General features: G+C 61.8%; 23 protein-coding genes, 1 tRNA gene and 1 pseudogene. 9 read left to right on the forward strand and 16 right to left on the reverse strand.

Going from position 1 to position 21,190, the window contains the following annotated elements; all coding sequences use genetic code 11:
* Positions 1–17: 17 nt before the first annotated feature.
* The 3 genes from iscR to trmJ all read right to left on the reverse strand — a co-directional run bounded on the left by iscR (position 18) and on the right by trmJ (position 2,248).
* Positions 18–509: a Fe-S cluster assembly transcriptional regulator IscR gene (gene iscR / locus ACK2SD_RS20230; protein WP_029613657.1), complete on the reverse strand. Its 492-nt coding sequence runs from the start codon at positions 507–509 to the stop codon at positions 18–20.
* 177 nt (positions 510–686) lie between these two features.
* Positions 687–1,472, reverse strand: coding sequence for a serine O-acetyltransferase (cysE, locus tag ACK2SD_RS20235; protein ID WP_039575444.1), 786 nt, complete (start codon positions 1,470–1,472; stop codon positions 687–689).
* A 5-nt stretch (positions 1,473–1,477) separates the two neighbouring features.
* Positions 1,478–2,248, reverse strand: a complete 771-nt coding sequence (gene trmJ, locus ACK2SD_RS20240; protein ID WP_116887606.1) for a tRNA (cytosine(32)/uridine(32)-2'-O)-methyltransferase TrmJ — start codon at positions 2,246–2,248, stop codon at positions 1,478–1,480.
* Positions 2,249–2,399: 151 nt separating this feature from the next.
* On the opposite strand from trmJ, the gene suhB reads away from it, so the two are divergent.
* Positions 2,400–3,218: an inositol-phosphate phosphatase gene (suhB, locus tag ACK2SD_RS20245; protein WP_029613659.1), complete on the forward strand. Its 819-nt coding sequence runs from the start codon at positions 2,400–2,402 to the stop codon at positions 3,216–3,218.
* A gap of 82 nt (positions 3,219–3,300) precedes the next feature.
* Here suhB and ACK2SD_RS20250 read toward each other — a convergent pair whose 3' ends face one another.
* The 6 genes from ACK2SD_RS20250 to queA all read right to left on the reverse strand — a co-directional run bounded on the left by ACK2SD_RS20250 (position 3,301) and on the right by queA (position 9,373).
* On the reverse strand, positions 3,301–3,849 hold the full coding sequence (locus ACK2SD_RS20250) for a glycine zipper 2TM domain-containing protein (protein ID WP_029613660.1): 549 nt from the start codon (positions 3,847–3,849) through the stop codon (positions 3,301–3,303).
* Positions 3,850–3,969: 120 nt separating this feature from the next.
* Positions 3,970–4,878 carry a protein translocase subunit SecF gene (gene secF / locus ACK2SD_RS20255; protein WP_039575437.1) on the reverse strand — a complete coding sequence of 303 codons (909 nt, stop codon included), beginning with the start codon at positions 4,876–4,878 and terminating at the stop codon, positions 3,970–3,972.
* A gap of 10 nt (positions 4,879–4,888) precedes the next feature.
* Positions 4,889–6,751, reverse strand: coding sequence for a protein translocase subunit SecD (secD, locus tag ACK2SD_RS20260; RefSeq protein WP_412460679.1), 1,863 nt, complete (start codon positions 6,749–6,751; stop codon positions 4,889–4,891).
* A 65-nt stretch (positions 6,752–6,816) separates the two neighbouring features.
* On the reverse strand, positions 6,817–7,152 hold the full coding sequence (yajC, locus tag ACK2SD_RS20265; RefSeq protein ID WP_029613662.1) for a preprotein translocase subunit YajC: 336 nt from the start codon (positions 7,150–7,152) through the stop codon (positions 6,817–6,819).
* A gap of 41 nt (positions 7,153–7,193) precedes the next feature.
* Positions 7,194–8,309 (reverse strand): tRNA guanosine(34) transglycosylase Tgt, encoded by a 1,116-nt coding sequence (tgt, locus tag ACK2SD_RS20270; RefSeq protein WP_016393977.1) that lies wholly within the window; start codon positions 8,307–8,309, stop codon positions 7,194–7,196.
* A gap of 14 nt (positions 8,310–8,323) precedes the next feature.
* The gene (gene queA, locus ACK2SD_RS20275) at positions 8,324–9,373 is read right to left on the reverse strand and encodes a tRNA preQ1(34) S-adenosylmethionine ribosyltransferase-isomerase QueA (protein WP_295484556.1); all 1,050 of its coding nucleotides are present in this window, start codon (positions 9,371–9,373) and stop codon (positions 8,324–8,326) included.
* Positions 9,374–9,481: 108 nt separating this feature from the next.
* Here queA and ACK2SD_RS20280 point away from each other — a divergent pair.
* From ACK2SD_RS20280 to ACK2SD_RS20305, 6 genes and pseudogenes are all read left to right on the forward strand, one after another.
* A tRNA-Leu gene (locus tag ACK2SD_RS20280) sits at positions 9,482–9,566 on the forward strand.
* A 208-nt stretch (positions 9,567–9,774) separates the two neighbouring features.
* Positions 9,775–10,983, forward strand: a pseudogene (locus tag ACK2SD_RS20285) (tyrosine-type recombinase/integrase).
* Between the two features lie 159 nt (positions 10,984–11,142).
* Positions 11,143–12,111, forward strand: a complete 969-nt coding sequence (locus ACK2SD_RS20290; RefSeq protein ID WP_412460680.1) for a hypothetical protein — start codon at positions 11,143–11,145, stop codon at positions 12,109–12,111.
* 117 nt (positions 12,112–12,228) lie between these two features.
* On the forward strand, positions 12,229–12,444 hold the full coding sequence (locus ACK2SD_RS20295) for a helix-turn-helix transcriptional regulator (RefSeq protein ID WP_412460681.1): 216 nt from the start codon (positions 12,229–12,231) through the stop codon (positions 12,442–12,444).
* Positions 12,445–12,798, forward strand: coding sequence for a hypothetical protein (locus ACK2SD_RS20300; RefSeq protein WP_412460682.1), 354 nt, complete (start codon positions 12,445–12,447; stop codon positions 12,796–12,798).
* The gene (locus ACK2SD_RS20305) at positions 12,795–13,310 is read left to right on the forward strand and encodes a Rha family transcriptional regulator (protein WP_412460683.1); all 516 of its coding nucleotides are present in this window, start codon (positions 12,795–12,797) and stop codon (positions 13,308–13,310) included. Before ACK2SD_RS20300 ends, ACK2SD_RS20305 begins: the two co-directional genes overlap by 4 nt.
* A 298-nt stretch (positions 13,311–13,608) precedes the next feature.
* On the opposite strand, the gene ACK2SD_RS20310 is transcribed toward ACK2SD_RS20305, so the two are convergent.
* The 3 genes from ACK2SD_RS20310 to ACK2SD_RS20320 all read right to left on the reverse strand — a co-directional run bounded on the left by ACK2SD_RS20310 (position 13,609) and on the right by ACK2SD_RS20320 (position 15,629).
* Positions 13,609–13,872, reverse strand: coding sequence for a hypothetical protein (locus ACK2SD_RS20310; RefSeq protein ID WP_412460684.1), 264 nt, complete (start codon positions 13,870–13,872; stop codon positions 13,609–13,611).
* Between the two features lie 7 nt (positions 13,873–13,879).
* Positions 13,880–14,131, reverse strand: coding sequence for a hypothetical protein (locus ACK2SD_RS20315; protein ID WP_342649657.1), 252 nt, complete (start codon positions 14,129–14,131; stop codon positions 13,880–13,882).
* A gap of 607 nt (positions 14,132–14,738) precedes the next feature.
* Positions 14,739–15,629: a LysR family transcriptional regulator gene (locus ACK2SD_RS20320; protein WP_412460685.1), complete on the reverse strand. Its 891-nt coding sequence runs from the start codon at positions 15,627–15,629 to the stop codon at positions 14,739–14,741.
* 42 nt (positions 15,630–15,671) lie between these two features.
* On the opposite strand from ACK2SD_RS20320, the gene ACK2SD_RS20325 reads away from it, so the two are divergent.
* Positions 15,672–16,934 (forward strand): multidrug effflux MFS transporter, encoded by a 1,263-nt coding sequence (locus ACK2SD_RS20325; protein WP_412460686.1) that lies wholly within the window; start codon positions 15,672–15,674, stop codon positions 16,932–16,934.
* Here ACK2SD_RS20325 and ACK2SD_RS20330 read toward each other — a convergent pair.
* From ACK2SD_RS20330 to ACK2SD_RS20345, 4 genes are all read right to left on the reverse strand, one after another.
* Positions 16,919–17,482 (reverse strand): GNAT family protein, encoded by a 564-nt coding sequence (locus ACK2SD_RS20330; RefSeq protein WP_342649660.1) that lies wholly within the window; start codon positions 17,480–17,482, stop codon positions 16,919–16,921. The genes ACK2SD_RS20325 and ACK2SD_RS20330 overlap by 16 nt on opposite strands.
* Positions 17,483–17,492: 10 nt before the next feature.
* Positions 17,493–18,113 carry a LysE family translocator gene (locus ACK2SD_RS20335; RefSeq protein ID WP_412460687.1) on the reverse strand — a complete coding sequence of 207 codons (621 nt, stop codon included), beginning with the start codon at positions 18,111–18,113 and terminating at the stop codon, positions 17,493–17,495.
* Between the two features lie 186 nt (positions 18,114–18,299).
* Positions 18,300–18,764 (reverse strand): hypothetical protein, encoded by a 465-nt coding sequence (locus ACK2SD_RS20340; RefSeq protein ID WP_317870711.1) that lies wholly within the window; start codon positions 18,762–18,764, stop codon positions 18,300–18,302.
* Between the two features lie 188 nt (positions 18,765–18,952).
* Positions 18,953–20,008: a diguanylate cyclase gene (locus ACK2SD_RS20345; RefSeq protein ID WP_412460688.1), complete on the reverse strand. Its 1,056-nt coding sequence runs from the start codon at positions 20,006–20,008 to the stop codon at positions 18,953–18,955.
* Between the two features lie 249 nt (positions 20,009–20,257).
* On the opposite strand from ACK2SD_RS20345, the gene ACK2SD_RS20350 reads away from it, so the two are divergent.
* A complete protein-coding gene (locus ACK2SD_RS20350; RefSeq protein ID WP_039575412.1) occupies positions 20,258–21,148 on the forward strand; it encodes a bestrophin family protein in 891 nt (296 codons plus the stop codon).
* Positions 21,149–21,190: the final 42 nt, after the last annotated feature.

Raw genomic sequence — 21,190 nt, forward strand, 5'->3', positions numbered from 1 at the left:
TGGCGTCGCTCGTCGCATCAGTCGACGGCGGACGTCTCAATCTTGTCCAGCTGGGCAACGCGACCGGCGACACGGCGCAGGTCCTGGCGCTGGGCGACTTCCTGCACCTCACGGCGCATGACGAGGTCGGCCAGACTGATGCCGCTGAGGAATTCATGGATCTGCTGGCTGAGGTCGCACCACAGATGGTGGGTCAGGCAGGTGTCACCGGAGTGGCAATCGCCGAGGCCTTGGCAGCGGGTCGCATCGACCGACTCGTTGACCGCGTCGATCACCTGAACCACCTGGATGGTTTCCATGGTTCTGGACAACTGGTAGCCGCCACCGGGACCGCGCACGCTGGAGACCAGACTGCTGCGGCGCAGCTTGGCGAACAGCTGCTCCAGATAAGAAAGGGAAATGCCCTGACGCTCGGAAATGTCGGCCAGGGATACCGGTCCATGCTGCGCGTGCAACGCCAGGTCGAGCATGGCGGTGACGGCGTATCGGCCTTTGGTAGTCAATCGCATGGCTATGGGTACCACGGGAGTTACAGGATGTGAGCGAGTATGCGATTCCCGAGCATTTAAGTCAACTATAAGACCTAGTGCTTTAGTCGGGTTTGAATGCGGGAGGCGGCGCGATGATAGCAGACACGGGACGGCAGCACACGCCCCTGGCCAATACGCCGACCTGTGTTGACGGAATCAGTGCGCCGCCGCGTCGCTCTTGATCGCCGGCTTGACCTCGGCAAAGTCCTCCTCGGGCAGTGCCGGCAGCGCCTTGGCGCTGTAGTCGCTGCCCAACTGAGTGAGCGCACCGCACATGCCTTCGAGGCGCTCGTCGACCGCCTGCAGGTGATCGAGCATCTGGTCGATGGCGCGGGCCACCGGGTCGGGCATGTCGGCGCTGACGCCGTAGGCATCGAAGCCGATCTTCTCGGCCATGGCCTTGCGCCGCGCCCCCGCCTCATCGTCCTGCTGCCTGACGATGATGCGCCCGGGAATGCCCACGGCGGTCGCCCCCGCCGGCACCGCCTTGGTGACCACGGCATTGGAGCCGATCTTGGCTCCAGCGCCAACAGTGAATGGGCCGAGCACCTTGGCGCCGGCCCCGACCACCACCCCGTTTTCCAGGGTGGGATGGCGCTTGCCTTTATTCCAACTGGTGCCGCCGAGCGTCACCCCTTGGTACAAGGTGACGTCGTCGCCGATTTCGGCGGTCTCGCCGATGACGATCCCCATGCCGTGATCGATGAAGAAGCGTCGGCCGATGGTTGCACCTGGATGGATCTCGATCCCGGTGAGCCAGCGCCCGAAGTTCGACACCAGCCGCGCCAGCCACTTGAAGTCGCGGCGCCACAGGGCGTTGCCCAGGCGATGCAACCAGATGGCATGCATACCGGGATAGCAGGTCAGCACCTCGAAGGCGTTGCGCGCGGCCGGGTCGCGGTGGAATACGCTTTGGATGTCTTCACGCAGACGGTCGAACATGGGGTCTAGTCCTTGCGCTTGTGCGCGTCACCCCGGACGACCTTCTGGGTCTCGGTGAGGATGCCGCGCAAGATGCTCATTTCCGAACGATTGACCGAGCTGCGCCCATACAACCGGCGCAGACGCGGCATCAGGTGCTTGGGCTTCGCCGGGTCGAGGAAGCCGATGTCCACCAGGGTCTTTTCCAGGTGTTCGTAGAACCGCTCCATCTCGTCCATGGTGGCCAGGTCGTCGCTAGGCGGCGAGCCAACCTCCAACGCCTCGACCGCCGAAGGCGCTTGCTGAGCGGCCAGCCAGGCCATGCGCACTTCGTAGGAAAGCACCTGGACGGCCGCCGCCAGGTTCAGCGAGCTGAAATCGGGGTTCGAGGCGATGTGCACATGGAAGTGGCATCGCTGCAGCTCGTCGTTAGTGAGCCCGGCATGCTCGCGCCCGAACACCAGAGCGATCTCCTCGCCGCCGGCGGCATGCGCCACTGCCTTGGCACCGCACTCGCGGGGATCGATCAACGGCCAGGGAATGCTGCGCTCACGGGCGCTGGTGCCCATGACCAAGGTACAGCCGGTCAGGGCTTCTTCGAGGCTGTCGACCACCTGCGTGCTCGCCAGCACATCGTCGGCCCCGGAGGCCCGCGCCGCAGCCTCATCGGACGGAAACACCTTCGGTTGCACCAATACCAGCCGCGACAGGCCCATGTTCTTCATGGCACGCGCAGCGCCGCCGATGTTGCCGGGGTGGCTGGTATTGACCAGAACGACACGAATATTCTGCAGCACGGTGACACGCTCACGAAGGCACACGACAAGGCCCGCGATGTTACCTAAGCGAGGGGCGTAACGCCACGAAAGTGCATGTCACCCTTCTGCCGGAACAGTTTTCTGATAGACTAGGCGGCTTTCTTCTTTAACATCTCCAGGTGAAACGCCCATGCAGCCTATGCTGAATATCGCCCTGCGCGCCGCTCGCAGCGCCAGTGAACTGATTTTCCGCTCCATCGAACGCCTGGATAGCATCAAGGTCGACGAGAAAGAGGCCAAGGATTACGTCTCCGAGGTCGATCGCGCCGCCGAGCAGACCATCGTCAACGCCCTGCGCAAGGCTTATCCGAACCACTCGATCCAAGGCGAAGAAACCGGCCTGCATGCCGGCACCGGCGAGGAAGGCAAGGACTACCTGTGGATCATCGATCCGCTGGACGGCACCACCAACTTCCTGCGTGGCGTTCCCCACTTCTCGGTCAGCATCGCCTGCCGCTACCGCGGTCGCCTTGAGCACGCGGTCATCGTCGATCCTGTGCGCCAGGAAGAATTCACCGCCAGCCGCGGTCGCGGCGCCCAGCTCAATGGCCGTCGCCTGCGCGTCAGCTCGCGCACCAGCCTGGAAGGCGCCCTGCTCGGCACCGGCTTCCCGTTCCGTGACAACCAGATGGCCGACCTGGACAACTACCTGGGCATGTTCCGCGCCCTCACCGGCCAGACCGCCGGCATCCGCCGCGCCGGTTCCGCTGCGCTGGACCTGGCCTACGTAGCGGCCGGTCGTTTCGACGCCTTCTGGGAGTCGGGCCTGTCGGAATGGGACATGGCAGCCGGCGTGCTGCTGATCCAAGAAGCGGGCGGCCTGGTCAGCGACTTCAATGGCGGCCACGACTTCCTCGAGAAAGGCCACATCGTTGCCGGCAACATCAAGTGCTTCAAGGCGGTGCTGACGGCGATCCAGCCGCACCTGCCGGAAAACCTGAAGCGCTGAGGCGATCTCGGCGGCACAAAAAAAGCACCTCTCGAGGTGCTTTTTTTTATTCAACTGCGCCTGAAAAGAACGCGATCCGCCGTCACTGCCCAGGCTGCGCCTGACTCAACACCAGCTTGCCATTCTTGTCCAGCGGAATGGTCGAACCCGGCTCGTGATCCATCTTCACCACACCTGCCTGATCACCGATGGTGTACTTGACCGTATAGCCCACCACCTTGTCGCTGAGGTCATTGACCGTGTTACAGCGGGTCTGCGTGGTGGTGTAGGTGTCACGCTGCTGCATGCCTTCCTGCACCTTGTTGCCGGCATAGCCGCCGCCCACTGCACCGGCCACGGTGGCCAGCTTCTTGCCGTTGCCGCCGCCGATCTGGTTACCCAGCAGGCCGCCCGCCAACGCACCCACCACCGTACCGGCGATCTGGTGCTGGTCCTGCACCGGACGCTGCCGGGTCACGGTCACGTCCTTGCACACTTCGCGCGGCGTCTTCACCTGTTGCTTGATCGGCTGCACATCGGTGACCTGGGCGTATTCAGGCCCTTTGTTCACCAAGCTGTAGGTCGCCACAGCACCTCCGGCAGTGACACCGACAGCACCCAGAACCGCACCCACCAGCATTGATTTGTTCACGTGGACTCTCCTGATCGTACTCACGGGGCTACGCCCGCCTTCTCCCTGCCTTGGAGCAAAAAAAAAGGCGCGAGTTCAACACTCGCGCCTCTTGTTACGCCAAACGGCGTAGGAGATTACTTACGGACGGTCGTCCGCACCCTCGGCCTTGACCGGCGGGATCAGGTCTTCGCTGTTCAGATTCAGCCAGATCAGCACCACGTTGGCGATGTAGATCGACGAGTAGGTACCGGCCATGACGCCGATGAACAGCGCCAGGGAGAAGCCGAACAGGTTGTCGCCGCCGAAGAACAGCAAGGCGGCGATGGCCAGCAGGGTCGACACCGAGGTAGCGATGGTGCGCAGCAGGGTCTGGGTGGTCGAGACGTTGATGTTCTCGATCAACGAAGCCTTGCGCATCACCCGGAAGTTCTCGCGCACCCGGTCGAACACGACGATGGTGTCGTTGAGCGAGTAGCCGATGATCGCCAGCACCGCTGCCAGCACCGTCAGGTCGAAGGTGATCTGGAAGAACGACAGGATGCCCAGGGTCACCACCACGTCGTGGATCAGCGAAACGATGGCGCCCACGGCGAACTTCCATTGGAAGCGGAACGCCAGGTAGATGAGGATACCGCCCAGGGCCAGAAGCATGCCGAGGCCACCCTGGTCGCGCAGCTCTTCACCCACCTGCGGGCCGACGAACTCGACGCGCTTGACGGTCGCCGGGTTGTCGCCGCCAAGTTTCTGCAGGGCGCTGGCCACGCGATTACCCAGTTGCGGGTCGTCGCCAGGCATACGCACCAGCAGGTCGGTGGTGGCGCCGAAACTCTGCACCACGGCCTCATGGAAACCGGACTCGACCAGCTCGGCACGTACCGCCTTGAGGTCGGCCGGGCGTTCGTAGGTCAGCTCGATCAGCGTGCCGCCGGTGAAGTCCAGGCCGAAGTTCAGGCCCTTCTGCCACCAGCTGAACAGCGCCAGCACGGTGAGGAGCATGGTGATGGCGAACGCGACATTGCGCACGCCCATGAAGTTGATGGTTTTCATCGCAGCTCCCTCAAACCCACAGCTTCTTGATGTCACGCCCGCCGCAGGTCAGGTTGACCATTGCGCGGGTCACCATGACGGCGGTGAACATCGAGGTGAAAATCCCGAGGGACATGGTGACCGCGAAGCCCTTGACCGGGCCGGTACCCATGGCGAACAGGATGCCGCCGACCAGCAGGCTGGTCAGGTTGGCGTCGATGATCGCGGTATAGGCGCGGTTGAAACCTTCATGGATGGCGCGCTGCACCGACATGCCGGCTTTGAGCTCCTCGCGGATACGCGAGAAGATCAGCACGTTGGCGTCCACCGCCATACCCATGGTCAACACGATACCGGCGATACCCGGCAGCGTCAGGGTGGCCCCCAGCAGCGACATCAGCGCCAGCAGCAGCACCATGTTGCCCGCCAGGGCGACGGTGGCGATCACGCCGAAACCGCGGTAGATGGCGATGATGAACAGCGAGACGAACAGCATGCCCCACAGCGACGCATCGACACCCTTGGTGATGTTGTCGGCACCCAGGCTCGGGCCGATGGTCCGCTCTTCGGCGAAGTACATCGGTGCAGCCAGACCACCGGCACGCAGCAGCAGCGCCAGCTCGGACGACTCGCCCTGACCGTTCAGGCCGGTGATGCGGAACTGGCTACCCAGCGGCGACTGGATGGTCGCCAGGCTAATGATCTTCTTCTCTTCCTTGAAGGTCTGGATCGGTACGTCTTTCTCGACGCCATCGACCACCTGCTTCTCGTAGCGGGTCATCGGACGCTGCTCGATGAAGATCACCGCCATGCTGCGACCGACGTTGCTGCGCGTGGCGCGGCTCATCAGCTCGCCACCGTGACCGTCGAGGCGGATGTTGACCTGTGGACGACCGTGCTCGTCGAAGCTGGCCTGGGCGTCGGTGACCTGGTCGCCGGTGATGATCAGGCCGCGCTCGACCGCCGCCGAACGATTGCCGTCGCGGAACTCGAACACCTCGGTAGTGGCTTTCGAAGCGCCGGGCTCAGCGCCGAAGCGGAACTCCAGGTTGGCGGTCTTGCCGAGGATACGCTTGGCTTCGGCAGTGTCCTGCACGCCTGGCAGTTCGACCACGATGCGGTTGCCGCCCTGACGCTGGACCAGCGGCTCGGCCACACCCAGCTCGTTGACCCGATTGCGCACGGTGGTGAGGTTCTGCTTGACCGAGTACTCGCGGATTTCCGCGACCTTGGCCGGCGTCAGCGCCAGGCGCAGGACCGACAGCTCGTTGCGCTCGGTGGTGGTGACATCGAAATCACTGAAATTCTTGCGGACCAGGGCACGGGCCTGTTCGCGAGTGGCGTCGTCGGAGAAGCCGAGCAGAATGGCACCGTCCTGCTGAGGCAGGCTGCGGTAGCGCACGCGCTCTTTGCGCAGCAGGGTCTTGACCTCGCCGTCGTAGACCTTCATCCGGGCGCTCATGGCCTTGTCCATGTCCACTTCGAGCAGGAAGTGCACACCACCGGAGAGGTCCAGGCCCAGCTTCATCGGGCTGGCGCCCAGGTTGCGCAGCCATTGCGGGGTGGTCTGGGCCAGGTTCAGCGCAACGACGTAGTCGTCACCCAATGCCTTGCGCACCACGTCCTTGGCCGGCAGTTGATCTTCCTGGTTGGTCAGGCGCACCAGCGCACTGCCCTTCTCGCCCAGGCTGCCGCCCTTGACCGCAATACCGGCATCGGTCAGCGCCTTGGTGGCGCGGTCGAGGTCGGCCTGGCTCACGTGCAGGGCCGAGCTTGCGCCGCTGATCTGCACCGCCGGATCGTCCGGGTAGAGGTTGGGAGCGGAATAAATAAAGCCGACCGCCAGTACCACCAGGATCAGCAGGTATTTCCACAGAGGGTATTTGTTCAGCATCACGCCGCCCGTTCAAGACGCGGGGCGCGTTGCGCGCCCCGACTGGAAAAAATGAAACCGGTAACTCAGATAGCCTTGAGCGTACCTTTCGGCAGGGTCGCGGCGATGGCGCCCTTCTGGAACTTCAGCTCGACGGTGTCGGACACTTCCAGCACCACGAAATCATCCGATACTTTGACGATCTTGCCGGCGATACCGCCGTTGGTGACCACTTCGTCGCCTTTCTGCAGGGCACCGAGCAGGTTCTTCTGCTCCTTGGCGCGCTTGGCCTGAGGACGCCAGATCATCAGGTAGAAGATGACCAGGAAGCCGACCAGGAAGATCCACTCGAAGCCGGTACCGGCGGGGCCGGCGGCCGGGGCTGCAGCGTCCGCGTAAGCGGCGGGAATCAGAAAGCTCATGTAGCACTCCAGTTGCTTAATTTAGTGTTGTGTACGAACAGTCAATCCAAAGGCGGTACGGGAAGTCCGCGCTTGGCATAGAAGGCGTCGACAAAGGCGGCCAATTTACCCTGTTGAATAGCCTCGCGTAAACCGGCCATCAAGCGCTGGTAATGGCGCAAGTTGTGGATGGTATTGAGCATACTGCTCAGCATTTCGCCGCACTTGTCCAGGTGATGCAGATAGGCGCGGGAGAAGTTGCTGCAGGTGTAGCAGTCACAGGTCGGATCCAGCGGCGAGTCATCGTGGCGATGGAACGCATTGCGGATCTTGATCACCCCTGTATCGACGAACAGATGACCGTTGCGCGCGTTGCGCGTGGGCATCACGCAGTCGAACATGTCGACGCCGCGGCGCACACCCTCAACCAGATCTTCCGGTTTGCCTACCCCCATAAGGTAACGAGGTTTGTCAGCAGGCATCTGCGCCGGCAGGTAGTCCAGCACCTTGATCATCTCGTGCTTGGGCTCACCCACCGACAGGCCACCAATGGCCAAGCCGTCGAAGTCGATGTTGACCAGCGCTTCCAGCGAACGCATGCGCAGGTCCTGGTACATGCCACCCTGGACGATGCCGAACAGCGCGGCGGTATTGTCGCCGTGGGCGTTTTTCGAACGCTGGGCCCAGCGCAGCGACAGCTCCATGGAGGTACGCGCCACGTCATGCTCAGCCGGGTACGGCGTGCACTCGTCGAAGATCATCACGATGTCCGAGCCCAAGTCGCGCTGCACCTGCATCGACTCTTCCGGCCCCATGAACACCTTGGAACCGTCCACCGGCGAGGCGAAGGTCACGCCCTCTTCCTTGATCTTGCGCATCGCACCCAGGCTGAACACCTGGAAGCCGCCGGAGTCGGTGAGAATCGGGCCTTTCCACTGCATGAAATCGTGCAGGCCGTTGTGCTTCTTGATCACCTCGGTGCCCGGACGCAGCCAGAGGTGGAAGGTGTTGCCCAGGATGATCTCGGCACCGATGGCCTCGATGTCACGCGGCAGCATGCCCTTGACCGTGCCGTAGGTGCCCACCGGCATGAACGCCGGGGTTTCCACGGTGCCACGGGGGAAGGTCAGCCGACCACGACGGGCCTTGCCGTCGGTGGCCAGCAGTTCGAAGGACATACGACAGGTGCGACTCATGCTTGATCCTCGGGGCCGCGCGGCGCCGGATTGCGGGTGATGAACATGGCATCACCGTAACTGAAGAAGCGATACCCCTGCTCGACCGCCGCCGCGTAGGCCGCCATGGTCTCGGGGTATCCGGCGAAGGCCGAGACCAGCATCAGCAGCGTGGACTCGGGCAAATGGAAGTTGGTCACCAGCGCATCGACCACATGGAACGGCCGACCAGGGTAGATGAAGATGTCGGTATCGCCGCTGAAGGCCTTGAGCACGCCATCGCGCGCCGCGCTTTCCAGCGACCGCACGCTGGTGGTCCCCACCGCGATCACCCGCCCGCCCCTGGCGCGGCAGGCGTCGATGGCATCGACCACGTCCTGACTCACCTCCAGCCATTCTTTATGCATGTGGTGGTCTTCGATCTTGTCGACCCGCACCGGCTGGAAGGTGCCGGCGCCCACATGCAAGGTGACGAAGGCGCGCTCCACGCCCTTGGCGGCGATCTGCGCCAGCAACGCCTCGTCGAAGTGCAGCCCGGCAGTGGGCGCTGCCACCGCCCCGGCGCGCTCGGCGTAGACGGTCTGGTAACGCTCGCGGTCGGCGCCCTCGTCGGGACGGTCGATGTACGGCGGCAGCGGCATGTGCCCGACGCGGTCAAGCAGCGGCAGCACCTCTTCGCTGAAGCGCAATTCGAACAGCGTTTCGTGGCGCGCCACCATCTCGGCCTCGCCGCCGCCGTCGATCAGCACCGTGGCCCCGACCTTCAGCGCCTTGCTGGCGCGCACATGGGCCAGCACCCGGTGGCTGTCGAGCACGCGCTCGATCAGCATTTCCAGCTTGCCGCCGGAGGCTTTCTGGCCGAACAGCCGCGCCGGAATGACCCGAGTGTTGTTGAACACCATCAGGTCGCCCGGGCGCAGGTACTCGAGCAAGTCGGTGAAACGCCGGTGCGCCAGCTCGCCGCTCGGCCCGTCGAGGACCAGCAAACGACTGCCGTGGCGCTCGGCCAGGGGATGACGGGCGATGAGGGAATCGGGGAGTTCGAAGGAAAAATCGGCGACGCGCATGATCGTGTTCGGTTTGGCAGGGCCGGGAAGTTTAGCCCAATGCATGAAAATTGACCATGAAAGCCGATTGACCGACTCGAAGACCCTCACTATACTGCGGCGCCACAAGCCCTGATGGCGGAATTGGTAGACGCGGCGGATTCAAAATCCGTTTTCGAAAGGAGTGGGAGTTCGAGTCTCCCTCGGGGCACCATCATATAGTTCCAAGCGGTCCCTACCAGACCCGGAACACCAGAGAAACCGGCCACTGAGCCGGTTTTTTTGTGCCTATCGTTCCCAGTGGTTCACTTGTAAGCCCGAAGTTATGCGAGTAGTTTTGTGGGTAGACCGAGTTCGGTCCAGAATTCTACTCACACACTGATCGCATTCCAGCGTGCTCAGTGAACTGCAAGGGAATCGCCGTGGCGCTCACCGACACTGCCATCCGCGCCGCCAAACCCCGCGATAAGCTGTACCGCCTGCCTGACGCTCACGGTTTTTGCCTTGAGGTCACGACGACCGGCAGGAAGCTGTGGCGCGTCCGCTACCGATTTAAAGGCAAGGCGAAGATGTTCGCCGTGGGCGCATAACCCTCAGTCACGCTCGCCAATGCCCGAGAACGCCGTGATGCCGCACAGAAGCTGCTGGCGCAGGGCGTAGACCCAAGCGCCTATAAACAGCAGGAAAAGGTAGCGGCTGCGATTCAGGCCCTGACGGTCGAATCGCTGGCACGGGAGTGGTACGCCTACAACCAGCCACGGTCGGCGCCGGCCACCGCGTCGAAGGCATTGCAATACTTGGAGTCGGACATTTTCCCAGTGACTGGTAACCGGCCTGCTACCGAGGTCCAGCGCCCTGAACTGGTGGACTTAGTGCGCAAGATCGAGCGGCGCGAGGCATTCAACGTCGCCCGCAGAGTTCGCCAGTGGCTGAGCCAGATATTCCGCTTCGGCCTCGCCAAGGGTATGGTACCCGGCAACCCCGCCACCGACCTGGACGTGGTAGCTGCGCACGCCCCAAGCACTCGCCACCATCCGCATGTATCAGAACCTAAGCTGCCCGAGCTGCTGGAGAAGCTGGAGGCCGCTCAGTGCGATATCACCAGCAAGATCGCGATTCGCCTGCTACTGCTCACAGCAGTGCGCCCCAGTGAGCTGCGACTGGCGCCCTGAGATGAATTCGACCTGGATTCCGCGACCTGGACGATCCTAGCAGCACGGATGAAGGCACGGCGCCTTCACATCATCCCGCTACCACGTCAGGCCGTGGTGCTGCTGCGCACGCTTTATGAGCTGACAAGCACTTACCCCCTCACCTTCCCTGGCCGCAATAACCGGGCCAGACCAATGAGTGAGAACACGGTCAACAAGGCGCTTTCCACGATGGGTTATGAGGGACGCCAGACCGGCCATAGCTTCCGCCACCTTTTGAGCACCAACCTCAACAGCCGGGGTCACAACCGCGATTGGATTGAGCGGCAACTGGCGCACGGCGATCAAGACTCGATCCGCGACACCTATAACCACGCACATTACTTGGCGCAACGTCGGGAAATGATGCAAGCCTAGGCCGACTCAATAGATGCCCTGTGCGCTGGCGCGGACGTGGTGAGCATCAAACGCCACGCCTGAGAGTTATCCACAGCCTCACGCTCTTGGTTATTGCTGGTTCCTGCTGGTAACATCTCCCCATCGCTGGATATTCATACAGACTGACTATCCATCAGGTGTTCCAGCCAGGCGGCTTCCTTCCAGACCGCCTCCCAAAGAATGAGCGGACGGAACTGACGAATGATTCCAAATGGAGAATACGTATCGCTTGAAGGCGCTATTGCCTCGCTCAGGCGCGAATCCCCGGAAGTGCTAAAAGGCATAGCCAAAACCATTAACTCCGCCGATCCTCACGCCGAGTTCAACCGCGAAACCATCACCAGTTCAAAATACGGGAACAGCATCCCTGGCTTCGCTATCACTTATAGGCAACTTGGCGCTTACCTGAACCTGGCTGTGAGTAAGTATGCGTCCGTCCTCATCGAAACCGAAATTGGCGTAGTTGAGTCTGCCTATGTCGCCGTCAACCGAGAGTGGCTGGCTCGTCAACGCGAGTACGCAGCGGGGCAACCAGAGGTGGCCCGGGAAATAGCCATACGCTCACGCGCATCGAAAGGCGCAACTGTCAGCCCAATCCAGCCACGACTTGAGGATCAAGACCCGGAAGCGGCGCGCGCTGAACTTCGCAAGCTGAATATCCGCATTGAGCGGCATTTAGTAATACGCCAGGACGACGAACGGGACGCGGAAATAGAGCGTTTACTTGGGCTGCTGGAGGTTTCCAATGCTGAAAAGGCGGCAGAAGCCACCGAGAAAGCCTCTCTAGCCAAAATGGTCAAAGTACTCACAATTGAAAATGACCAACTCCGCAAAGCCCGAGCCGAAGCTATCCAGCTAATCGAGTCGCCCAAGCCCGATACGCCAAAAGCCAAGAGGCGCACGATCACCAACGTAGAAATTTTCAATGAAGCCAAGAGAGCAACCAGAAAAGTTGTCGCTGATCGTGCGCAGCAACTTTGGCTCCATGAAGACTTCGCTAATCACCGAACCACGGATATGGTCCACACGATTAGGCGCCTGGCCGAAACGGAGCCGATGGGGAAGCTTCCACAGGACGACAAGACGCTAGCACGCTGGATATCAAAAGATGCGGCACCGCCATTTGCGAAGCGCCCAGGGCGCCCCAGCAAGAGAAAAACCAAAAAATAAATCACATGCCCGACCGGATAACAGAATATCCGGCGCCGCCCAACAATTTTAACTGCGCATTTTCCCTGCCAGCATTTTCATCGTCGATTACCAAAACCGCCCAAGGAGGCGCAGACGATGGCTAACACTACCACTCCCCCAGCACGCCGCTTTATCAAGCGCTGGGACGTTGAGTCAATCACCGGCCTGTCCTGCACAGAAATCTACCGCCGCATCGCCGCAGACACCTTCCCCTCTCAAGTCACCTTTGGCCCTAAGTCCGTGGTCTGGATCGGATCCGAAGTGCTGGCTTGGTGCGAAGAGCGCATTGCTGAAAGCCGTGAGGCTGCCTAAATGAAAAAGGCCACGATCCCCGAAGAGAAACGCAGCCAGTCGCAAGGCGATATTACCTCCAGCAAGCCGCCGAGCAAGATCGCCCGAGTGCTGGCGTACATGCTCAATGATGGCAGCTTGCAACGCTCTGAGGCTGAGCGCATGGGCGACCACTGCTTGCAATTGACCATCAGCAGCTTGGCCAACAGCTATGGCCTGAAGTTCCAGCGCCAGCTCGAGCGCGTGCCGAATCACTGGGGTGAACCTTGCACCGTGACCCGATACACCCTTCCTGCCGGCGAACGCCGCCGCGCCAGCGCCATGTTGGACATGCTGTGCTCACACTTGAAGCAGCGCCAGCAGGTGGCAGCATGAAAAAGACGACCATGCCACTGGCTGAGCCTACCAACGAGAAGCCTCCCATTACCCTGACCCAGTACAACGGTGAGTCACGTGTGGATAGCCGCCTGCTGGCTGAACAGTTGGACAACAAGCACAAAAACTCCATAGCGCTGATCGACCGCTACTTGGCCAAGTTCGAAGAGTTCGGGGTTGTTCCATTTCAAACGGAGAAACCCTTGGCTAGGACTGCTGGAGGTAGACCGGAACGCTTCGCCCTGCTGAATGAGGATCAAGCGTTCTTCTTGCTGGCGCTGTCGCGCAACAGTGACCGCGTGGTTGGTCTGAAAGCCGACCTCATCATGGCATTCCGCGAAGCTCGGTACAGGTATGCCCGCCAGGCTCTGAAAGCTCGCCAACAGCAGGTCAGCGAATGCGGCCGTCGTTTGGCCCACTGGCGCTACGACAAGCCAGGCGCGTATCAGCACGTCGCCCATCTGCGAGAGCAACTGAAACTCCCGCTCGATCTGGAAGGGGGTGGCCAATGACGCTGGCGCTCAAGAACGGCGATGAACGGTCGATATTTTTTGTTGCAGGCAATCGTGATGCTCGGTATGGATCGCCCAAATCCACGGTAAGTCCCGTGGTCGGGTTTGGTCGCCCGAGCAGATACAGGCGCAACAGAGCCCCATACACCATTGCAGGCGCTTTTTTGAGTCGGTTTTTTTGTGGGCGGGTTTTGGGTTTTAAATGGCCAAACCAGAGAGGCCTGCGAGACGGTATGGCGCTGCCTGTGCGACGCTGAGCCGGACATTGCCGGATTCTCATGCTGTTGGGTAAGGCAGCTCAGTTCACGGACGCTTTCAAGGCTGGAACCATGCCAACACCTGAACTGAACACCGCGTAGTCCAGCCCCCAGAGACTCAGCTCTTGATCTTCGTCGAGCGGGTCTTCCTCGCCTAAGAACATCGCCAGCCGCTTTTCATAGTCGAACTGGGAGTGCTCAACGCCACCCGTAGACAGGCGTGACGATCCTGCGCAGCCTACCAGACTGATAAAGAACGACGCGGTGGACATTATGAGTAATGCGCGCAGTGTTTTTCTCATCATCGAAGCCTCACCCGCTGAAACCGTCTACGGATTGCTCGCTGCTTGCCGCCATTTCTGCCTGGTCGGCCCTGATGATTACAGCCCGCTGCCTTTCGTAGGCATCCAGAGATAGCCCTTGACGCTGCAGCGCTTCCAGCCGCAACTGGCGCACTTCCTGCGCAGTATAGGGACGTAGTTCGGGATGGGTGGCACAGCCTGCGAGAAGACTGAGGCCAACAGCAGTGATGACAACCAGAAGAGGGCGGACAATGGCGTTCATGGTGCAGCATCCTGTGCCTGACATTCGAGGGTTTCGAATCGATGGGTCAAGCTTATGAGGCGCCGCACAAGGTGAAAAATCGTCCCGCTTGATAGTTGCTATCACTGATTCGGACTGTTCTGCGAGGCGGCCTGGGATCGATTTCTGAGCTGCCTATACGGCAGCTCAGAAATTGGCGCGCTGGCCCATTGGCCATACCTACCGAGTTCACTGCCGTGTAGGCAGCTCAGAAAAGAACGCGCTGTGGTTTGCGTTTTACAAGCGGGTTCACTGCCGTGTAGGCAGCTCAGAAAAACCAGTTCTTGAAGTTGTTCGCCACCTCGTCGTTCACTGCAGTGTAGGCAGCCCAGAAATTATCCAGCCTCAAGGCCAGCACCGTTCTGGAGCGCCCTGCCATGAGGCAGTTTAGAAACGACGGTAGCAGCCGATATGCTTGAGGCACTTGTTCACTGCCGCATACGCAGCTCAGAAAGACTCATAATCAGCAAGCCGTAGCTTCAATTCATCAACTGCCGAATAGGCAGGGTAACAATTGATCCATCAGCCACATGAGTCGCCCGCCCGTACCCGGTAACCCACCGTGAAACAGGCTGGGCACATCCTTGCCTCACAGCTCCGGCACCGTCGTCCCCTGCCCAAACACCCCCGCCATCGCCTCAACCACCACCTTCACCCGCGTCGTATGCGCCAGATCCTGATGCAACACCAGCCACGCTTCATAAGGCGTGGCACGCCGGCGCTGCGGCCATAGCCGCGTCAACTGAGGATCGCGCGCCGCCAGATAGTCAGGTAGTTCACCCAAGGCCAACCCTGCCCGCACGAACGTGGCCAACATCAAGCTGGAGTCCAGCTCGGCCACCACCCGCCCCTGCTTGATGGGCACGCCCACCAGCGTCCCGTCCTGGCGCTCGGTCACCCCGGCCTGGTACAGGGCAATGTCGTGTCCGGCGAACTGGTCCTGTGGCTCTGGCGTGCCATAGCGTTCGAGATAGCCGCGAGTGGCATACAGCCCGACGTCCCAACTGGCCAGCCGCCGCACGATCAGATCCGGCTGCTCAGGACGCACGGTGCGCACGGCGATGTCGGCCTCCCTGCGCGCCAGGTCCAGCAGTCGGGTGGTGGTGGTCAGGATCACGCGAATGTCGGGATGGCTCGCGCGCAAGCGCTCGATCGCCGGGACCAGGAAATCGACGGCCAGCGCATCGGTGGTGGTGACCCTCACCTCGCCCTCGGCGCGAGCATCGGCGCCCTCGCCTCGGCGCTCGAACGACACGGCCATGCGCTCCATGTCCTGCGCCTTGAGCAGCACATCCCGGCCGGTCACGGTCAGCGTCAGGCCGCTGTTGCTGCGCAGGAACAACCGACTGCCGAGTGTGCGCTCCAGCCCGGCCAGGCGCCGGCTCACGGTGGTCTGGTCGATCCCTAGCTGGTGCGCCGCGCCGGTCAGGGTGCCAGCACGGTGGACGGCAAGAAAAATACGTATGTCATCCCAGTTCATGATCGCCTTCTACGCACCTGCAAAAATGCAGCCGGTGGCTGCATGGGCGTGCATTTTCACATAAACCCAGCCTACCTAGCATGTGCCGCTTCCCTTCAACTCACTACGACAGCCGACCTGTCATCCGGGAGCCTCATGCCTCGTCCCTCATTTATCCTCGTCGTCGCGATGCTCAGCGCCTTCGGCCTGATCGCCTCGGACGTCTATTTGCCCGCCATGCCCAGCATGACCCACGCCTTCGACATCGCCGACTGGCAGATGCCGCAGACCGTGTCGTTCTATCTGCTGGCGCTGGCGGTATCGCAATTGGTGTACGGCCCACTCTCGGACCGCTATGGCCGCAAACCGGTATTGATGGGCGCCGGCCTGCTGTACCTGTTGGGCTCGCTGGGCTGTGCGGCGGCGGGCAGCTACTCGGCATTTCTGGCATGGCGCATGATCGAGGCGATGGGCGCCGCTGCCGGGCTGGTCATCGGCCGCGCGCTGATCGCCGATACCTGTGACAAGCGAACCTCGGCCAAGGTCTATGCGATCGTCTACCCACTGGTGTCACTCTCCCCCGCGCTGGCGCCGGTGATTGGCGGACACCTGGCGGCCCAGTTCGGCTGGCGCGCAGATTTTCTTTTCGTCGCGGGATTCGGGGCTGTTGCACTGCTCTTGGCCTTGATACGACTCCCTGAAACGCTGCCGGCAGCGGCGCGTATACGGACCAACCCCTTCAACGGTTTCAGCCAAGTACTACGCGACCGTGGCTTTCGCCGCTACACCCTGGTGGTCTGCGCGATCTACTGCGCGTGGTTCGTCTACCTCACGCAGTCACCCTTCCTGCTGACACGCGCTGGGCTAAGCGAAGAACAGATCGGCTGGATGTACCTGCCGCTGACAACGGGCATCATCGGCGCGAATTGGCTGACGAAACGCGGGTTGGAATACTGGCCCTATGACCGGCTGGTGGCCGCCGGGGTGATCTGCTTCGTGGTTGGCGGTGTGGTCTTTCTGGGGGTTGCAGCGATGGACTGGCGAAGTGCGGCCGGGGTGGTGCTGCCGATGTGCCTGGTGAGCCTGGCCAATGGCTCATCATTGTCACTGTCCGTGTCGGGAGCCATCGCCGCAGAGCACGGCCATGCCGCCACCGCCTCGGGGCTGGTAGGTTTCTGTCAGATTGGCAGTGCCGCGCTGATGGCCATGGCGATCAGCGCAATGTTCGGGACCAGCCTGGCTGTGCTGGCGGGGGCCGTTGCGATGTTCAGCCTGATCGCGCTTGGCGCGTGCCTAAGTAGCTGCTTGCATCATGGGCGCGACTGAGTGGTTCGCCACGCCTTACTCAACACCGCATACTGATAAGTATTCTCGTACACCGGCACCCCGTTATCGTCCTTCATGAACGACACGAACTCCATGAACAGTCCCTCCCGGCGCATGCCGAGCTTTTCGCAGAGTCGCTGGGACGGCAGGTTGGTGTCCTCAACGTAGGCATACAACCGTCGCAGGCCCCGTTCGTTGAACAAATAGTCCACCAGCGCTACCGCCGCCTCGTGCGCATAGCCCTGCCCGGCGAAGCGGGGATTGAAATTCCAGCCGATGGAAAAAGTGTCCGGCTGGTCCTTTTCCGGGTGAGCGAAGACATCGCCGACCAACGCGCCGTCGTGCTTGAGACACACGGCAAAGTACTCGTTGTCGATACCGCGCTGCTTCGCTTCTTGCGCGGCGGCGGCCATGTCGGACAACGCCAGTGAGAAAAAGCAACTGGCGGTCGGTCGATGCAGGTAGTCGAACAGCGCGGCGGCATCACCCTCGCAGAAGCTACGCACGATCAGTCGGTCGGTTTCATACAAGGTTGCGGGGGTATTCACAGAAAACTCCTTAACGGCGGCTCAACGCCAGCCGGGCAGCGAACAGGATGAACAGCACGCCGGTGGTGCGATCCATCCATGAGACCACCGAGCCCTTGCGCAGCACACCGGACAACGAGCGGGTGGCGCCGATCAATGCCGCGGCCCAGAGCAGGCCGAGCACCACATGAATGGCTACCAGGCCAAAGGTCCAGGTGATCAGCGGTGCCCCCTGGGGGATGAACTGGGGCAAGAACGACACATAGAAGATGCCGATCTTCGGATTGAGCAGATTGCCGAGCATGCCCCTGAGGAACCAGTTCCGCGTGGGACGTGCGTCTTGCTCGGCCGGGGCCAACGACTGCCGGGGTCGCAGCAGCATGTTCAGGCCCAACCATGCCAGATAGGCCGCGCCGCAGTACTTGAGTACGTCGTAGGCCAGTTCCGACACGGCGATCAAGGCGCCGAGACCAAAGGCCACCGCCGCGCCCCAGATGAAGCAGCCGGCGTTGATACCCAGCGCGGCGCGCAGCCCCTGCGCGCGGCCTTCGACGGCCGATGTTCTGAGGATCAGGGCCGTGTCCAGGCCTGGGGTAATGGTCAACACTGTGGCGGCGAGGGTAAAGGCAAGCAGGTTATCGGCGAGGGTCATGGCGAGTCGGCCTTGTGGACAGTTGGCCTAGCGTAGCCTTTGGGAAGGGTTTTCCGTAGTCCGGGCGCGGGTAAATTTCAGTATTTTCTTCATCGCCTGTAGGCCATCTTTTGTTCGACGCGGACGGAAAATTCGCGCTTGTCGGCGATCACAGGCCGCTGCCAGGCAGCGTCTGAAATGGCTGGCTCAAGCCGCCGCCGGCGCGTCGGCTACCTCATTGCTCTGGCTACGCAGCAGCAGCAACAAACTCCAGACCTTCACCACCTCGGCGACGAGGCTGAGGAAGAACACCAGCCATCCCGCCGTCTCGATCAGCGGATCGGGCCAGAACAGCGCAACCGGGATCGAGGGCACCAGAATCACCCGAAACGGCGCCTGCGCTAGCCCGAGATAAGCCGCCATGCGCGCGCCTTTCAGAAAGAGACAGCCGCTGATGAACACCGTCAGATAGACCGCCAAGCTGGCGAAGCCAATGGCGTATGCGAGTTCCGCATGTTCTGACGCCAACGCCAGAATGCTGTGCAGGTCGGTCCAGAACGGGATGTCACCGCGACGCAGGCTGTCGACCACATAGACCAGGACGATGAGCATATCCATCGCCCCCCAGCCCAGCTGAGTGAACCGCTGAAATCGCTTGTCGGTCAGGCTCAAAGGTGCATCTCCTTTCGTGTCCATGAAGGCGGTCCGCGAAAGCGCGAACCGCCGTGCCGCTGCATTTAACGGCGACTCAGCGGTCAACGCATGAGGATGCGGGAGAGATAACCTGTGGGATGTATCTGTGTGTGTTGTCGGTATGCCCATGGTTACAAAAAGAAAGAGGATCCCTCGCCCAGGTCCCATCAAGCGGCCGACGGTTGGCTGCGCGCCACCACGACCCGGTTGCGCCCGGCGCTCTTGGCTTGGTACAGCGCCATGTCCGCTTCATGCAGCCAGCCATCGGCACTGAGCTGGTGCGCGCCGTAGGCGGCGATGCCGATGCTCAGGCTCAGCCGCTGCTCCGGCAATTCCGGATGCCGATAGCACTCCACCGCCTGGCGCAATCGTTCGAGGATTTCCTCGGCCTGGGCCAGGCCAGCGCCGGGCAACATCACACAGAATTCGTCTCCGCCATAACGGGCCACCAGGTCGGTCTTGCGCAGGTGCGTCGGTAGCAGCGCGCTCAGGGTGCGCAGGATGTCGTCGCCCATCAGGTGGCCATGAACGTCGTTGATCTGCTTGAAGTGATCGATGTCGATCAACGCCAGCACACTGGCCTGGTCGGCGCGGCGGCAGCGCTGGAATTCGCGCGTCAGCAGGTCTTTCCAGGCGCCGTGGTTGATCAGTCCGGTCAGGCTGTCGGTCTGGCTCAGGCGCGCCAGGGCGCGCTTGTGCTGGCCCAGTTGAACCGTGACCTGGTAACAGATCAGGCCGATGGCCATGGGGTAGATCAGCAGGATCGGCAGGCAGGCCAGCATCTGCGCCTGGGTGGTGGGCGGAAACAGCGGCGGCGCGTACAGCCACAGACCCAGCGCGATACCCAGTACCTGGGCGATGACGGTCTTGACCAGCATGTGCCAGCCACCGGCGGCGATCTTGTCCATGGCAATCATCGACAGAATGATCACGCTAGGCAGCGGATTGAGCCCCATCGCCCCAGCCCAGCAGCCGCCGGCGAAGCCGTCGAATACCAGGTTGCGCTGCTCGGCGACGAAAGGCTGCCGGGAGCGTCGAGCGATCTGGTAGGCCAGATGTGGCCAAACGAAGCCATGCAGCCCGAGCAGCGTCCAGACCCACCACGCCGGTTGCAGGGGCCACAGGCCAATGAGCACGCAGAAGAAACCCAGACCGGTGCCGATGGCACGTGGCGGGTACATGCGCTTGGCAAAAGAAAGGCCCTTGCCCGTTCGCTGGTTCATCGGGAATCACCGAAAAAAAACTGTCCTGGGTTGCACCGGACAGGCAACCAGGCTGGCGACAGGCCCTGGGGTTCGGCGTTTTGGCATTGTGCCACTACTGAAAAGGGGAGTTCAAACGGGTGGGGTCGAATTCTACGCATTTCATCAGCCTTCAGAAAACTGAACCGTTTAACGTTCCCATCCCTCTGCGCGAACCTTACCTCGCCCCCGGCGTCCGATCCTTCATCCGCTCCATGAAGAGATCCCTGCGTGAAAAACTACCTCGTGCGCAAATACCGCTTGGTGTTCAAGACCTTCAACTACATTGGCTGGTCGCTGCTGTGGCTGCTGCTCTGGGACATCCTGGTGACCCTGGACTTCATGCTGTTCCTCGACAGCAAGTTCAGCCTGCCGCTGATCCCGCTGACCCTGCTCGGCTCGGCACTGGTGGTGCTGGTGAGTTTTCGCAACAGCAGCGCCTACAACCGCTGGTGGGAAGCGCGAACGCTGTGGGGGGCGATGGTCAATAGTTCGCGCAGCTTCGCGCGGCAGGTGCTGACGCTGGTGGACGACACCGACGACGGGCTCAATCCGGTGAAAGCCACGCTGCTGCGCCGTCACGTGGCCTATGTGAACTGCCTGGCCGCGCACCTCAAGGGCGAGCCGTGCCCGGCCGAACTGATGGCGTTCATCCCGCAGCACGAATTCGAGCGACGCAATGGCTCGAACAACTTCGCCAACGACATCCTCGCAGGCTCCGCCGCCTTGCTCTCTCGTGAGTACAAGGCCGGGCGGCTGGACAGCATTCGCCTGGCACGGTTGGAGTCGACGCTGGTGGACCTGTCCAATGCCCAAGGTGGCATGGAGCGGATCGCCAATACCCCGCTGCCCTATCCCTACGTGTACTTCCCACGGCTGTTCATCACGCTGTTCTGCGTGATCGTGCCGATCGGCCTGGTGGAATCGCTGGAATGGTTCACGCCGCTGGCCTCGACCGTGGTGGGCTTCATGCTGCTGGCGATCGAACGCATCGGCACCGACCTGCAGAGCCCGTTCCGCCGCAGCGAGCACCAGATCACCATGGACACCATCTGCGAGACCATCGAGCGCAACCTGGAGTCGATGCAGCGCGAAGCGCAGTGCGGCGAGTGGGCGCCGTGACGAGCGTCTACGGCGCGCGCCAGTTCGCGGCTGAAGACCGGC

This window comes from Pseudomonas sp. SC11 (assembly GCF_047039205.1).
Lineage (GTDB): Bacteria > Pseudomonadota > Gammaproteobacteria > Pseudomonadales > Pseudomonadaceae > Aquipseudomonas > Aquipseudomonas boreofloridensis.

Excerpts from the sequence above, each read along its gene's own strand:
- iscR (WP_029613657.1), bottom strand. The coding sequence starts at position 509 with ATGCGATTGACTACCAAAGGCCGATACGCCGTCACCGCCATGCTCGAC.
- cysE (WP_039575444.1), bottom strand. The coding sequence starts at position 1,472 with ATGTTCGACCGTCTGCGTGAAGACATCCAAAGCGTATTCCACCGCGAC.
- suhB (WP_029613659.1), top strand. The coding sequence starts at position 2,400 with ATGCAGCCTATGCTGAATATCGCCCTGCGCGCCGCTCGCAGCGCCAGT.
- secF (WP_039575437.1), bottom strand. The coding sequence starts at position 4,878 with ATGAAAACCATCAACTTCATGGGCGTGCGCAATGTCGCGTTCGCCATC.
- secD (WP_412460679.1), bottom strand. The coding sequence starts at position 6,751 with ATGCTGAACAAATACCCTCTGTGGAAATACCTGCTGATCCTGGTGGTA.
- yajC (WP_029613662.1), bottom strand. The coding sequence starts at position 7,152 with ATGAGCTTTCTGATTCCCGCCGCTTACGCGGACGCTGCAGCCCCGGCC.
- tgt (WP_016393977.1), bottom strand. The coding sequence starts at position 8,309 with ATGTCCTTCGAACTGCTGGCCACCGACGGCAAGGCCCGTCGTGGTCGG.
- queA (WP_295484556.1), bottom strand. The coding sequence starts at position 9,373 with ATGCGCGTCGCCGATTTTTCCTTCGAACTCCCCGATTCCCTCATCGCC.
- ACK2SD_RS20290 (WP_412460680.1), top strand. The coding sequence starts at position 11,143 with ATGATTCCAAATGGAGAATACGTATCGCTTGAAGGCGCTATTGCCTCG.
- ACK2SD_RS20295 (WP_412460681.1), top strand. The coding sequence starts at position 12,229 with ATGGCTAACACTACCACTCCCCCAGCACGCCGCTTTATCAAGCGCTGG.
- ACK2SD_RS20300 (WP_412460682.1), top strand. The coding sequence starts at position 12,445 with ATGAAAAAGGCCACGATCCCCGAAGAGAAACGCAGCCAGTCGCAAGGC.
- ACK2SD_RS20305 (WP_412460683.1), top strand. The coding sequence starts at position 12,795 with ATGAAAAAGACGACCATGCCACTGGCTGAGCCTACCAACGAGAAGCCT.
- ACK2SD_RS20310 (WP_412460684.1), bottom strand. The coding sequence starts at position 13,872 with ATGATGAGAAAAACACTGCGCGCATTACTCATAATGTCCACCGCGTCG.
- ACK2SD_RS20315 (WP_342649657.1), bottom strand. The coding sequence starts at position 14,131 with ATGAACGCCATTGTCCGCCCTCTTCTGGTTGTCATCACTGCTGTTGGC.
- ACK2SD_RS20320 (WP_412460685.1), bottom strand. The coding sequence starts at position 15,629 with ATGAACTGGGATGACATACGTATTTTTCTTGCCGTCCACCGTGCTGGC.
- ACK2SD_RS20325 (WP_412460686.1), top strand. The coding sequence starts at position 15,672 with ATGGGCGTGCATTTTCACATAAACCCAGCCTACCTAGCATGTGCCGCT.
- ACK2SD_RS20335 (WP_412460687.1), bottom strand. The coding sequence starts at position 18,113 with ATGACCCTCGCCGATAACCTGCTTGCCTTTACCCTCGCCGCCACAGTG.
- ACK2SD_RS20345 (WP_412460688.1), bottom strand. The coding sequence starts at position 20,008 with ATGAACCAGCGAACGGGCAAGGGCCTTTCTTTTGCCAAGCGCATGTAC.